The following is an 11,924-nucleotide window of genomic DNA, read 5'->3' on the forward strand; positions in this document are numbered from 1 at the left end:
CTTGTACGGCGGGGGAGTCTTAGGCGGCCCGCGACGCGGGCAGTCCGGAGGTGAGGTAGCCGTTACGCAGCAACAGCCGCAGAGCCTCGTCCTGGTCACCACCGGCGAGCCGGTAGCACTCCGAGGGGGCAAGCCGCGGCACCTGCAGTCGGCGGTACCGCTCGAGCTGCCCCGCAGCCGACCGCCCACGCCGGAAACCGGCATCTACTCGGCGAGTCAACGTGCCGTCAGTCGCCCGGTCGTAGCCGCCATACAGGCCGCGACGAGTCGTACCCTCGACGGTGGTCTTGACGTCGCGACCGAACACGTTGGCCGTGCCCATGCCACGCTTGGCATTAATCACCTGCGACGGGTCCGCCCCATCGAGGATCGCCTGACGGTCGACCTTCGACAGTCCCTTGACCTGTCCAGCGCGCACCGCGGCGACCGGGTCGATCGCGGAGTCCGGCGCGTCCCGCCGCTTAGCGACCGGCACATGCACGCAGTCGCAGTTCGGGTGCCGCTGGAAGCCGGTGTTCCACTCGAACCACTTGCCGGCCTGGACCACACACCGGTCGCACGACGGGAGCTGCAGCATCCGCACCCACCCGTCCATCCGAGCGGACGTCATCCCGGCCTGCGTGGCTTCACGTCCGGCGTCAGCGGCCATCGTGGACGCCAGACCCACCAGACGCTTCGTGGCCCACCTGGTGGCCACCGCCGCAGGCACACCAGTCGCGATCGTGGTCTTGGCGGCCAGCACCGACGACGAGTAGGCCATCGCCCGCGTCGCCTCGACTGGAGTGGTGAACGCGACCGGGTCGATCAATACCCCGCCCGCCGGTACACCCTGCTCGGCGGTCTGCGCCTCGAGGTAGTCCTGCGCCTCGGCCGCATTGCCCTCCTGCGCGATGAGGATCGCCAGCACGAGCTCGTCGGCGTGCTCCTCGAACCAGCCCGTCAGATCCATCGGATCCGCAGACCGCCAGAGTGCCTGCACCGCGTTCGCCGCGCGCCGATCCCGGCGCGCCTGAGTGCGGTAGAACTCGCCGGCCAACGCCAGGGGAGTCATCAGAGCTCCTCGAGCGATCCGGACTTGGATTCAGGCTGACGCAAGCTCACTGGCTCGGCGCCGGTGAACTCGACGTCGAGCCCAACCTGCTCGGCTGCGTCCTCCGGGACCACACCGGCGCGACGAAGAGAGCCGAGCGCGTCGACCTTGTCCTTGACCGCCTTGGTGTCGGCGAACTCCGGCTTCTCACCAACGGCCGCCGCGAAGTCACCACCGAGAGCGCGCTGCAACTCATCGGAGGCCATCTTCATCCACCGCTCCACAGTGCGCGGATTCGCGCCCGGCATCCGCTCCAGGAACATCTGCAACGGCGCACCGTTCGGCACCATCTGAGCCGCAGCGGAGGCGACCTGCTGCGCATCCTCCGGCGCCGACGGTGCCCAATCCACCTCGAGGTCATCACAAGCGGTCCCGTCGCCGCCGCGCGCGACATCGATCAGTCGGAACACTTCCTTGTCAGACTCACCGTACGAGGTCTGCAGGTCGTCGACGAACGAGGTCAGCGTGGCCTCGGTGGCCAGCATCAGGTCACCAGAGACGTTCTTGAAGTCGCCGACGAGGTACTGAGGTGGCACCTGCGCCGTGGAGGCGAAGGTGGCGATCAGATGCTCGAGGACGGTGATGTAGTTCGCCAGGTTCGACTCGGCCAGGTCGAACACCTTGGTGTCGACGCCGGGGAACACCAGCATCCGGTCCACCCCGACCTTGCCGGGGCTCTTAACCATCGCCACGGCCTGCCCGTGCTCGTCCAGGATCGGCTCACCGTCCGCGCCCTTCATCGGCACAGGTTCACCGTTCTCGTCGCGGACGACCGGGTCATAGCCGGTGGCGATGCGCTGCCGGAACGCCGCGAACTGCGCCGCCAGAAGCACGTTGAACCGCATCGTGTCCACGGCCCGCTGCGCAGGCATGAGCGCATCGACATACGACGTGCCCTCGGCCAGAGAATCGATCTCCGGCACATAGGTCACAAACGGCACCGCCCCCAGCGGGTTACGGCCCCCGTCCACCCGCTCGAGCTGACGATCACCACTGCCGGCGAACTTGACCCACTCCTGAGCGGTGTACAGCACCACGACCACCTTCGGGCGACCACGGTCATCGGCCTCAGTCCACCGCTTGATCGCCCAGATCGACGCGAACGGATCAGCGGGATCCGGCTCGACCCACACCGACTCCGGCGACTCCGGCCGCACAACCGGCTGATCAGGACGCCGAGGATTCGGCCACACCGCCACGATGCCGCGGTCATGCCTAAGACCGTCCACGTACGGGATCCGGGCGCGCGAGCGCATCCGATTCGCGGCCCACACTCGCCACAATCCCTTGTCGAAGTCCTCGCCTGCCGAAGTGCGCACGCCCGTCGAGCGCAGCCGCTGGGCCGCAGTCCGGACCGCGAGACGCACGAGCGGAAGCGAAGCCATCTTGCGCAACTCCATGTACTCCGCAGACGCCCCCTCAGGAGCAAACGGCAACTCATGCTCGCCCGCGTACGCCCTGCGTCGCGCATCGAACACCGGGCGGGTGTCCAACAAGGCCGCCATGCCCTTCTCCACCCTCGGATCGAGCTTATCCATGCCATTCACCCCCTACTCAGTTGAAGCCGTACATCTGGTTCGACACCCGCACCTTCGGCGGGGGCGGGGTCGCATCGACCGCGGCGACCGCCAACGTCAACGCGATCACCGGGGTGATGTCCACCGCAGTGTTCTTCCGGTTCCACACCCACAGCCCCTCCGTGCCGAGCGCGCGCTTGCGGGCATCCGCGAGCGAGGCGTTCACCACCGGCTGGTCCAGGTGGCGGAAAGAGCGGTCCATGACCGCCGCGTACAAGCTCGCGCAAGCCGTTCCCGCATCGTTGGGCCCTGTGACCTCCACCGGCAGCCCAGCGGCCTTGAGCGGATCGATCAGCGGAGACGAGGGTGCGTTGCCGCCCTGCACCCGCACCACCTTCAGCGGGTGCTTACGGTGCATCGCCTTCATGTAGTCCACGATCCAGCCGCAACCGGCGCGGTTCTCCACGAGCTCGCCGTGCACCAGCCCATCCGCCCGGCGCCCGGCCACACTGACCGACCCCGTCCGGTTGTCCGGCGCGACGTCGATTGCAGCGACCGGCCGCCCGGCGATCTGAGACTCCGTATCAGCGACCGCGGCCCACGACTGCGGATCAATCGGCGCGTTGGAGTTGCCGGCGTTCCAGATGCCCAGCCGCTCACGGGAAAACGTCTCGTCGTCCATTGCCGCGCGCTCGTCCTCGACGACCGACATCTGCAGCCTGATCCCGAGGGACGGGTTGGCTTCGATCCACGCTTGCCTGTCGTCCAAGTCAACATCTTCGGGGGCTGACCACTCGTGGTAAGCCAGCCGAGGATGCGACCCGTCTATTCCGGCCTGTCGAAGTCGGGTGAACACCTCGCCGCCGATGCCGTCCGGCGGTGTGCCGGCGACGATCTGCTGAGGGTTTCCCAGCGGCGCCGAGGAGATGGTCGGCAGAAGCGCGGCTAAGTGGTCATCGTTGAGATCCTGAGCCTCGTCCATCACTAGGACATCGGCGGTGAAGCCTCGCCCGGAGGCCTTCGAGCGCGCGATGAACTCAACTGACCCACCGTTCTTCAGCAGGATCTGCTCCTGGCCGTTGGTCTTGCGGATCTCTTCGACCAGGTCGTGCAACTCCGGGTATCTCTTCTGGTTGTCGAAGAACCCTAGAAGCCGTAGGTACGCCTTGCGGGCGGTCTTAACTTCGTGGGCGGTGTGCAGTATCCGTTCGCCGAGCCCGACCATGCCGAACAGTTCACGGACCTCGATGATGCCGTTCTTACCGTTCTGCCTAGGGCACGAGAGGGCTTCCTGCGAGGCGGACCACCTGCCATCGGCAGTCAACCCGAGCATGTCGTCGAGGACGAGCTGCTGCCAGTCGTCCGGCCGTAGTCCGTATCCAGCCGCGAGAGCCGCGGCATCTGGGCCATAGGACTCAGCCGCCGGCGGCGCGGTTCTGATCCTGGGCGGCACGCTTAGCCCGCAAGTGCTCGGTGAACTCATCGAGTGGTGTCGCCTCCCGCTTCTTAGTCGTCGGAGCAGGACACGCTTCGATCTCGTCGAGTACGCCGATCATCAGCCGACCAAGTGTCGCGATATCGCGTGGCGAGTCGGAATTGTCGACCGACCAGGCAACCACGTCCCGGAGCCGGGTCAGCGTGTTTCTACGGTTGCCCCTACTTGCCGCTGCAGCGAGAACGGGCCGTTTTCCGCTCAATTCGACACCTCGCCATTTCAGCTCGGGGGGATGTGTTTTAGCAGGTCCGGGGGGATATTGGTCGCCTCGCCGTCATGCGCCCAAAGAGGCCTCGAGGGGGTCACCCCCTCCCCACCCCGATCAACGAGAGGCGTCGGGATCTGCGGGCTCAGACCCAGTCACGGGACCGCCGGATCAGGTTCGAGTGGGGCTTGGAGTGCTTCGCGAGGTTGCAGCCGCGGTGCATCGGGGCCAGGTTGTCCAAGGCGTCGGTCCCGCCACGCGAATAAGGGACCTTGTGGTCGGCGGTCGGGTACCCGGGGTCGTACTGATCAGTGATCGAGGTATCGATAGGTTGGCCACACTCGGTGCAGACGGGGTTACCGGCCAAGATGCGAGCGCGATTGCGGCGGTAAGGCCTCGCCCCGGTCCTCGCCATATGTGCCTCCAAGAGGGTGAAGGGTTGACCTAGAGGGTGGGCCGTTGAGGGTGGCGGGCGAGGTGAAGAGCTTGCACGAACTGCACTGCGTTCATCTCGGCGCGTGCAATCGTGTCGCGCGGATCGGCCCAGCCGTACAGGCTGGTGCACGCCTCGAGGATGGGGAGGCCGGAATGCTGGATGGCCATGACGTCTCCACCTGTGGCGATGTCACTGAGGACGGTGCGAGTGACGATGTCGAGCAGGTCCGCGTCGGTCACGTCGGTTGCCTTTCTGGTTAGTGCCCGGCCGGAGCACCGCGTCATGTGCGCGCCATGCCCAAGGGCTGGCCTGTTGGAAGGTGCACGCAGGTGGCGCCGGCCGGGAGTAGTTCCACGCTCATTGCCGCGGCGTGGGCTCACGGGTTCCACACGCCGACCACAGGCGGGAACGACGAAGCGCGGCGGTCCAGTGGACCCACCGCGCTCGCAAGGCGAAGCCTAGCACACCGTCTTGGACAGACCGATCACTTTCTCCGCTTCGCGTGTCGCATGTGGTCGATCACCTCACGGACCGCATACATGCGACACCCGGGCGGGCCGTACACCGCCACCTTCTCACGCTGCCCCCACTTGCGGATCTGCTGCGCCGACGGCCGGTGCTCGCCCCGCGTGTACTCCTCGACCAGGTCCGCGCACATCTCCGCGGACACCTGGGCGGTAGCCAATCCTTCGGCACGTTGGGCGGTCGAATACTCATCGATACGCCGAGAGGGGGGCGGGGTTGTGAGCGCGAGGATGGTCGCGGCCCACGTACCAATCTCGTCCGCGCAGTCCTGCGACCACGACTGCTGCGCGATCCGATGCACATGCACACCGAGATGAAGTGCAAGCGTCCGGTCGTCGTCATGCTCAGGCAGATCAACGGCAGCACTCTCCTTCAGGTAGCGAGACCACTCCATCAGACAGGTGTGAATCTCGTTCGCCACCGACAGGGCCCCGATGTTCAACGGAGGCCGGGAGCCCGGCACCCGCGGGTTACGCGCAGTCCGCCCACCGGGAGGACTGGTCTCCAGACGAGCGATGCGCAGCAACTCGGCGGACGAGTCAGCGATGATCTTGCAATCGGTGGCCAGAGTGCGCACAGCCTGCCGGTCGAGGAACGTCTCAGTCACGAAGTCTCCTGGGATACGGGGTCGAACAGGTCGAACAGGAGTGGCAGCATCAGCCGGCCTCACTCTCGGTCTTGCACTTGCGGCACGGCTCAGGCAGACCATGACGATCACAGTCCGAGCCCTCCACCAACAGCGGAGGACCGGCATGCCCGTAGTAGGGAGACCCCCACCTGCCAGCCACCTCCACCTCAGGACAAGCACCAGCAGAAGGCACACCCTCACCACCAGCCGGAGAACGACCACCACGACCACGCCGACGCCGCTTCCTAGAACCGGACGGCTGACCCGAGCCCTGGCCGTCACCCGGACCCTGGCCCTTCCCCACACCCCTACCCACTCCCTGCCCTGACCCTGCCCTGCCCGGGTGCGCGCGCGACGCGCGTACGGGGACACGATCTGGTTCGGGTTTCGGTTGGGTTACCCGATGGGTTTGCGATCGGGTCGGCGGTGGGTCGGCCGGTGGGTGCTCGTCGGGTACGCGCGGCCCTCGTTGTACGTCCTGCGGTCCGTCGACGACAGCGCCGGGCGTCCCGGTCACAGCGGCCTCGTGCGGCGATCCCTGGGGTTCAGCGGCGCGATGCGGCGACCGAGGACGGTCAGCGGCGCGGTGCGGCGATCCAGTGGGGCCTGCGTTCACACGAGGGCGGCGTGCCGGGCCAGCGGCCGGCATAGTCGAGTCGGGTCCAGCGACGGACGCGCTGGGGCCTGCGAGCGTGCCCGGCACACGGCCGGCGCTATGGGCAGGGGGCGGGGACAAGGTCATCCCGGCCTGGGCAGGTGTGCGTTGTCCCTTGCGGCGGTTGCAGTCCCCGCACGCGAGGACAACATTCTCCGGGCCTGCCGCCTTGGTCGGGTCGACGTGGTCCAGGTGCGCCTTGCGCGTACCGCGGTGGTCGTACTTTTTGAGTACAGCACCGCAGTACCGACATTCCGCGACCGTCGGGTCAGACGGATCGAGGCAGTCACGCGCCCACACCTGGGCATGCAGCTTGGAATCCTTGAGCTCACGCCGTTTACGGCGAGTGGTCTTCACCTGGTCGGCCCGGTCGTAACCGAGATCCCACCAGTCGTGAAAGATCCACCCCTTCTCCGGCGGCTGTTCGCAACGTGGGCAGTCATGACCAGGCTCATGCCACAGGCCAACCCCGACGAGGATCCCGGCAAGCTCGATCGCCAGTCCAGCGTCCGGCATCAACCGGGCGATCTGGGAGCGAGTCACCATCCCATCGGACAAGGTTGCTTGGCAGTCAGCACCGGCCATCACCCACAGGAACCCTGCCGCCGGGCCGCGAAGGTCACCGTCCAGAACGGAGTCGGCCAGGTCCCGATGCTTCTGCGAGTTCGGGAGCTGGTCATCGATCTGGAAGAACACGGGTGGCCTCTCGGGTCAGGGTCGCGCAGGGCAGGACGGTGGTCGGGTGGTGGCGAGCGTGGCAGCGTAGGACTGCTCATCGTTTGGTGGCCTTCCACTGGTCCTTGAGCCTCAGCGCGTGAGCGAGATCTTTGCGAGCCCGGCGTACCGTCTCCGGGTCGCGCGCCCGGTCGACGGCGAGGCGAGCATTCTTGATGCGTTTATCAATCGCGGACATGCTCATCGGCTGCTCCCGCCCCTGCGTTTCTGTGCCCGGCGTCGCGCTTGCTCGCGGCGCTCGAGGCGCGCTTCTTCCTGTTTCCACGAGACTTGATCGGATGGCCGCACATGCGCCTCCGGTCGGGCCGCCGGGACGACGGAGGACTCAAGAAACCCGCTCATGTGTCCGCCCTCCCGTCGTCTTCGAGCGCCCACGCTGGACGGTTGTATCCGTCGCTGCCCAGCCCTCGGCGCTCCTGGTCGATGGCGTCCTCACTGCCGTACATCCGCACACCCAGCCACTGAGTAGTCATGTACGTGTGGCAGGCGCATCCCCGGCAGATGAAGTAGACGCGGCCCTCGTGGATGTCGGGCTGGCGAACCTGCACCCGCCCGTACTCGTCGAGGAGTTGCGTTTCCATCACCATCGACACGGGTTCCCAGTGGTGGTTGCAGTCTCTGGGTGCGGCGAACTCGTGCGGAAATCCGGCGGTCATGTGTCTGCGCTCCCGTCACCCTCGGCCAGGTCGGCGGGAACCCATTGCTGGCATTGGCTTGCAGGCATGGCCTCCCACAGCCGATACAGCGTGTCGCCAGGCCGCATCTTGGTTCGGGCCTCGCTCTCGCTGCTGGTCTCAGCCCACAGTTGGTTATCTGCCCCTATGACGCGCCACCACCGTGCAGGCCGCGGATCGGGGGCCAACAAGAGAGCAGAGTGTAGGGCGCGGGCGATGACCTCGGCTCGGTCGTTGGGCTCGTCCAGCCACCGGTACTCCCACGACCGCATAGCCACGTCGATCACCTGTGCGGCGAGTTCAATCCGCGTGGATTCGGCACCGTTGAGCATGTCTGCGGTGAACCACACATTGGTCATTGGCCTGCGCTCCCGTCACCCTCGGCCCGGTCGGCAGGCTCCCAGTCGGTAACCCATCGGCGGCGGCGTTCGACCACTGCGGGCCGTCCACCCCATTCCACGATCTGGACTGTCTCGGTCTCCTCGACCAGTGGCGCGGGGGCGAGCAGACCAGCGGCGGCGAGAGCGCGGGCGACACCGAGTGCGTAGTCCTCGTGTGCGTCTTCCGGGACGCCGAACGCTGCGCCTGCCTGGAATTCTCGCGTACGACGGATCGCCTCGGCCACCTGTTCGATGGTGTTGTCCATGCCGGTCACGAGTTGCTCCCGCCCTGAGCAAGCACCTGGCGAGCGACGCGGCGCGACTCGTCTGCGACACCAGGCATCAGCTCGTCTACCAAATTCAAGTCGACCGCGCCGCCGGTGATCTTCTTGATCATGTCGGCTATGGAGTCCAGGGCCCCGTGGACAGCGGCGTCGAGTTCGGCGGCCAGTTCCTCCACCGGGTCGACGGTGGCCTCAGCCTCGATCGCGCGAGCCCGACGGACCGCGATGAGGTACCGCAGGTCTGACTCGATCTCGTCCCACGCATGGTCAAGATCGCTGTCGGTGGGGTCGCGGAACTCCCACTGGCCGTCCGCGAGAGCGAAGTCCCGCGCGTCCTCCGGGTCGGTGAGCGCGTGGATGTGGCTCTCCCGCACGACGTAGACGGCGGGGTCGGCGCCGGACACCAACGCCAGTACAGAGTCCGCCATCTGCCCAACGCTCCGGTCGGTAATGCCCCACACATTGAGGCAGTCGCGGATCACGTCCCAGATCTCGTCGCGGGAAGGCGCTGAGCCGGGCTGGCGCATCTCGGCGACCCGTGCTCGGGCGGTGAGGTCCACCTTGGCCTTCTCCAACTCCCGGACCTTAGCCTCGGCGCGGTCGGCGCGGCCGTTGGCCTGACTGGCACGCTTGTCGAGTTGCTCGGCGCGGGTAGCGGCGGTGTCGCGGGCTTTCTCTGCGCGGGCTACAGCCTCATCGCGCTCACGCTCGGCATGCTCGGCGCGGGTAGTGGCCTCGTTGCGTTCACCTTGCATGTCTATCGCGACCATTTCCCAGTTGACGCTGGGCTCCGACTTCGGGTGGTGGACGTTCAGCCATGCCGCGACCTCGTCGAGCACCGTGGTCGGGGTCGACATCGGGTGAAGGTCAAGCCTGGCAAAGTCGGATCGGGTCCATTCGTTGGTGGTCATGGCGCGACCTCGCTAAGCACGTTCATAACCCGCTCGATCTCAAATCGGTCAGGTATGGCCTGGGCCAGAGCGAGACGGACATCATCGGCGCTGTACTTCACAGGCGGGCCAGCCATCTGAGAAAAGGCCGCTCGGATTCCCGCGACTGCGCGGCTGAAGCTTGCCCTAGCGGTGAAGTGCTCACCGGACGGCAAGAACGTCACCGACTTCACCAACATCGGCACGTTCACCACGTACAGGTCAGGTGCGGGGGACGCGACGATCTCCGGGCCCTGCTCCGCTACGAAAGTGCCGATCGGCCGGCCGTCGATCAGGACATGCCCCGACGAGTAGTCGATCGTCAAATGCCGGCGATCGAGTTCGGTATCTGGGTGCGCGATCACCATCGTGCTTCTCCTCGAGCTAGACGCTGCATGGTTGCCCAGCCAGTCCAGGCGGGCAGGTGGGGGATCAAAGCGAGCCAGTGGCTCATCAGGTCACCTCGTCATTTCGGTCGGTCAAACGGCGACGAACCTCAGCCCGCACGGCAGGCAGGAGAGGGGAATCAGGGCCGAGGGCAGTGAGGCCGGCCACGAGGTCGTCGTCGGTCATCTTCGCCGCGAGCTCGCGGCACGAATCGTCAAGACTCATCACTCGCCACCTCGCAGGAGTTGGAACGCGCGCGCGGTAGCTCGGGTATCACCGAGTGCGGAATGCGCTTCCTCGTTGGTGACGTCGAGGATGGCGAAGATGTCAGCCGCCGAGGCGGGTTCGCTCGGATCGGTTCCGAGGACGCCCGCGGCGTACGTCGCGAGGTCCCGGAGCCTGTGGCTTCTACGACACTCGATGCGGTGGTGAGCCAGTGCCGCGTCCACGAACGCGGCATCGAACCACGGATTAACCCCGGCGAGAATGTTGCCGTCAAGCATCGTGGCGAGCTCCTCCCACGCCTTGATCGTGTCCCTCTCGTCGAGGGTGTTGTCATAGACGGCGCGCTCGAAGTACCGGTTCACACGCATCGCGGGGCCACTCGCCAAAGTGCGCCACCCCAGCGAAGTGGGAGTCGGTACGAAGTAGTGCTCCGCACCAGTGGTCAGGTCGATGGCCGCGACTTCCAGGACATCGTGCATGTTTGGATCGAGACCAGACGTTTCGACGTCGACGACGATCAGGTGCGGGGTTGTGTCGGTCATGATGCCTTCTTGGTGTTGGCGTAGACGGTGTCGATCTCGTCCCGGATGGCGCGCGCTGCGAGGCGGAGGACGTCGCCGACGGATTTGGGCTGACCGAGTGCTTGGTTGTCCATGCGGGTTGCGAGGGCGTCGAACGCTTTCTTGTCGGCGTTGCGGGACCCGGTCGTGACAGCGGGCGCGGGCGTGGCGCGGGTCTTCTCGAGCTTGGAGTGAAGATCGGCGACGGTGTTGCGGAGTTTGTTCAGCTCCCCTTCGGCAAGCTCGCTGTCGCGGCCGGCTGTTGCGACATCCGACTCCAGGCTGGTGATCTTGGCCAACGCATCCTTCAACTGGGCGTTAGCCTCGTCGAGATCGCGCTCAGTGCGAGCGATCGAGGACTCGCTGACGCGGATCTCCTTCTCGGTATCCCGCAGCTTCTTCGCCAGAGCGTCGCGTTGGTCCCGGGCGTCAGCCAGGTCTTGCTTGGAGCGGGTCTGGCCGTCTTTGTGGACGTGGTCGAGCAACTGCTCAATCGTCTCGGGCAGGTGCGATGCGGGGTCGCCGGTGAGCTTCGACGCGTGCGCTTCGGCGCTGTTCAGCATTTCGGTGGCGCGGGCCGCGCCTTCGTCAATGCGGTGAGGGGCTAGGAGCTGCTCGAGCGCTGCGCATACGTCCGCATCGCGGACGATGAACACTCCAGCCGCGGTGGGCCGTTGCGTGGTGGTCATGGTGTGGTCCTCTGGTCGAGTTCGGTGAGGAGATCGGTCTGCCCAGGGATGGGCGGGTGGTCAAGGGCGGCTTCACGGCCGGCGATCCAACGGAAGATCTGGGCCTGCCGGTCCGGTGGGAGAGAGGCCCACCAGGCGTCAGCGAGACGGGCCTGCGGGCTAGTCATCCTCTGCAGGCTGGTCGTCGTCGCTACCTTCCTGAAACGCGTTGTACTCACGCAGTAGCGCTTCCTCGACCGCAGACAGCGGGTAGTCGTAGTCGAGCTCGAGGGTCACGAGGTGAGCGGCGGTGGTGCCGTCCCACGACTCAGGGATCGCGAGCGCTTCGTGGTCGCGGTCCGAACCGACATGGACCCACCAGGCGGCGAAGATCAGCCGATCGAGGGACCACCCGGCGGGGTCGAGGGCCCGGTCATCCGCGGCGAGCTTGGCGTCGGGGCCGGCCACGATCGGTGCGAGGCGCTGCCTATTGCTGGCCAGCGTGTACCCGTCGCCCTCAACGGTGATCAG

Annotated in this window: 18 protein-coding genes; all 18 read right to left on the reverse strand. The window is 66.4% G+C overall.

Annotation, left to right across the window (positions count from 1 at the left end):
• Positions 1-19: 19 nt before the first annotated feature.
• Complete coding sequence (locus ON04_RS15895; RefSeq protein ID WP_010540384.1) at positions 20-1,051, reverse strand: VG15 protein; 1,032 nt, start codon at positions 1,049-1,051, stop codon at positions 20-22.
• A complete protein-coding gene (locus ON04_RS04445; protein ID WP_010540385.1) occupies positions 1,051-2,628 on the reverse strand; it encodes a phage portal protein in 1,578 nt (525 codons plus the stop codon). The genes ON04_RS15895 and ON04_RS04445 overlap by 1 nt, the downstream gene beginning before the upstream one ends.
• 16 nt (positions 2,629-2,644) lie before the next feature.
• Positions 2,645-4,090 (reverse strand): hypothetical protein, encoded by a 1,446-nt coding sequence (locus tag ON04_RS04450; RefSeq protein ID WP_141564619.1) that lies wholly within the window; start codon positions 4,088-4,090, stop codon positions 2,645-2,647.
• Between the two features lie 362 nt (positions 4,091-4,452).
• Complete coding sequence (locus tag ON04_RS04460) at positions 4,453-4,722, reverse strand: HNH endonuclease (RefSeq protein WP_010540388.1); 270 nt, start codon at positions 4,720-4,722, stop codon at positions 4,453-4,455.
• A gap of 29 nt (positions 4,723-4,751) precedes the next feature.
• Entirely contained in the window at positions 4,752-4,982 is a 231-nt protein-coding gene (locus ON04_RS04465) for a hypothetical protein (RefSeq protein ID WP_010540389.1), read from the reverse strand.
• Between the two features lie 245 nt (positions 4,983-5,227).
• Entirely contained in the window at positions 5,228-5,875 is a 648-nt protein-coding gene (locus tag ON04_RS04470; protein WP_010540390.1) for a DUF7341 domain-containing protein, read from the reverse strand.
• Positions 5,876-5,924: 49 nt separating this feature from the next.
• A complete protein-coding gene (locus ON04_RS16120) occupies positions 5,925-7,136 on the reverse strand; it encodes an HNH endonuclease (protein ID WP_337998984.1) in 1,212 nt (403 codons plus the stop codon).
• Between the two features lie 187 nt (positions 7,137-7,323).
• Complete coding sequence (locus ON04_RS16650) at positions 7,324-7,470, reverse strand: hypothetical protein (protein WP_238529228.1); 147 nt, start codon at positions 7,468-7,470, stop codon at positions 7,324-7,326.
• A 154-nt stretch (positions 7,471-7,624) separates the two neighbouring features.
• Positions 7,625-7,942, reverse strand: a complete 318-nt coding sequence (locus ON04_RS04475) for a hypothetical protein (RefSeq protein WP_010540392.1) — start codon at positions 7,940-7,942, stop codon at positions 7,625-7,627.
• Positions 7,939-8,319 (reverse strand): hypothetical protein, encoded by a 381-nt coding sequence (locus tag ON04_RS04480; RefSeq protein ID WP_010540393.1) that lies wholly within the window; start codon positions 8,317-8,319, stop codon positions 7,939-7,941. The genes ON04_RS04475 and ON04_RS04480 overlap by 4 nt, the downstream gene beginning before the upstream one ends.
• Positions 8,316-8,606 carry a hypothetical protein gene (locus ON04_RS04485; RefSeq protein WP_238529238.1) on the reverse strand — a complete coding sequence of 97 codons (291 nt, stop codon included), beginning with the start codon at positions 8,604-8,606 and terminating at the stop codon, positions 8,316-8,318. Before ON04_RS04485 ends, ON04_RS04480 begins: the two co-directional genes overlap by 4 nt.
• Positions 8,607-8,611: 5 nt before the next feature.
• Complete coding sequence (locus ON04_RS04490) at positions 8,612-9,535, reverse strand: hypothetical protein (RefSeq protein ID WP_010540395.1); 924 nt, start codon at positions 9,533-9,535, stop codon at positions 8,612-8,614.
• Positions 9,532-9,921, reverse strand: coding sequence for a hypothetical protein (locus ON04_RS04495; RefSeq protein ID WP_010540396.1), 390 nt, complete (start codon positions 9,919-9,921; stop codon positions 9,532-9,534). The genes ON04_RS04490 and ON04_RS04495 overlap by 4 nt, the downstream gene beginning before the upstream one ends.
• A gap of 85 nt (positions 9,922-10,006) precedes the next feature.
• A complete protein-coding gene (locus ON04_RS16655) occupies positions 10,007-10,165 on the reverse strand; it encodes a hypothetical protein (RefSeq protein ID WP_158217822.1) in 159 nt (52 codons plus the stop codon).
• The gene (locus ON04_RS04500) at positions 10,165-10,707 is read right to left on the reverse strand and encodes a 3'-5' exonuclease (protein ID WP_010540397.1); all 543 of its coding nucleotides are present in this window, start codon (positions 10,705-10,707) and stop codon (positions 10,165-10,167) included. Before ON04_RS04500 ends, ON04_RS16655 begins: the two co-directional genes overlap by 1 nt.
• Positions 10,704-11,414 carry a hypothetical protein gene (locus ON04_RS04505; protein ID WP_010540398.1) on the reverse strand — a complete coding sequence of 237 codons (711 nt, stop codon included), beginning with the start codon at positions 11,412-11,414 and terminating at the stop codon, positions 10,704-10,706. The genes ON04_RS04500 and ON04_RS04505 overlap by 4 nt, the downstream gene beginning before the upstream one ends.
• Positions 11,411-11,581, reverse strand: a complete 171-nt coding sequence (locus tag ON04_RS16660; protein ID WP_158217823.1) for a hypothetical protein — start codon at positions 11,579-11,581, stop codon at positions 11,411-11,413. The genes ON04_RS04505 and ON04_RS16660 overlap by 4 nt, the downstream gene beginning before the upstream one ends.
• The coding region (locus tag ON04_RS16665; protein ID WP_029457706.1) for a hypothetical protein at positions 11,574-11,924 on the reverse strand (351 nt) is incomplete at its 5' end. The genes ON04_RS16660 and ON04_RS16665, both read right to left, overlap by 8 nt.

Source organism: Dietzia alimentaria 72, from assembly GCF_000226215.1.
In the GTDB taxonomy this organism is placed as follows: Bacteria; Actinomycetota; Actinomycetes; order Mycobacteriales; family Mycobacteriaceae; genus Dietzia; species Dietzia alimentaria.

Coding starts and splice junctions, on each gene's coding strand:
- ON04_RS15895 (WP_010540384.1), bottom strand. CDS start 1,051: ATGACTCCCCTGGCGTTGGCCGGCGAGTTCTACCGCACTCAGGCGCGC.
- ON04_RS04445 (WP_010540385.1), bottom strand. CDS start 2,628: ATGGATAAGCTCGATCCGAGGGTGGAGAAGGGCATGGCGGCCTTGTTG.
- ON04_RS04450 (WP_141564619.1), bottom strand. CDS start 4,090: ATGAGTTCACCGAGCACTTGCGGGCTAAGCGTGCCGCCCAGGATCAGA.
- ON04_RS04460 (WP_010540388.1), bottom strand. CDS start 4,722: ATGGCGAGGACCGGGGCGAGGCCTTACCGCCGCAATCGCGCTCGCATC.
- ON04_RS16120 (WP_337998984.1), bottom strand. CDS start 7,136: ATGGCCGGTGCTGACTGCCAAGCAACCTTGTCCGATGGGATGGTGACT.
- ON04_RS16650 (WP_238529228.1), bottom strand. CDS start 7,470: ATGAGCATGTCCGCGATTGATAAACGCATCAAGAATGCTCGCCTCGCC.
- ON04_RS04475 (WP_010540392.1), bottom strand. CDS start 7,942: ATGACCGCCGGATTTCCGCACGAGTTCGCCGCACCCAGAGACTGCAAC.
- ON04_RS04480 (WP_010540393.1), bottom strand. CDS start 8,319: ATGACCAATGTGTGGTTCACCGCAGACATGCTCAACGGTGCCGAATCC.
- ON04_RS04485 (WP_238529238.1), bottom strand. CDS start 8,606: ATGGACAACACCATCGAACAGGTGGCCGAGGCGATCCGTCGTACGCGA.
- ON04_RS04490 (WP_010540395.1), bottom strand. CDS start 9,535: ATGACCACCAACGAATGGACCCGATCCGACTTTGCCAGGCTTGACCTT.
- ON04_RS04495 (WP_010540396.1), bottom strand. CDS start 9,921: ATGGTGATCGCGCACCCAGATACCGAACTCGATCGCCGGCATTTGACG.
- ON04_RS16655 (WP_158217822.1), bottom strand. CDS start 10,165: ATGAGTCTTGACGATTCGTGCCGCGAGCTCGCGGCGAAGATGACCGAC.
- ON04_RS04500 (WP_010540397.1), bottom strand. CDS start 10,707: ATGACCGACACAACCCCGCACCTGATCGTCGTCGACGTCGAAACGTCT.
- ON04_RS04505 (WP_010540398.1), bottom strand. CDS start 11,414: ATGACCACCACGCAACGGCCCACCGCGGCTGGAGTGTTCATCGTCCGC.
- ON04_RS16660 (WP_158217823.1), bottom strand. CDS start 11,581: ATGACTAGCCCGCAGGCCCGTCTCGCTGACGCCTGGTGGGCCTCTCTC.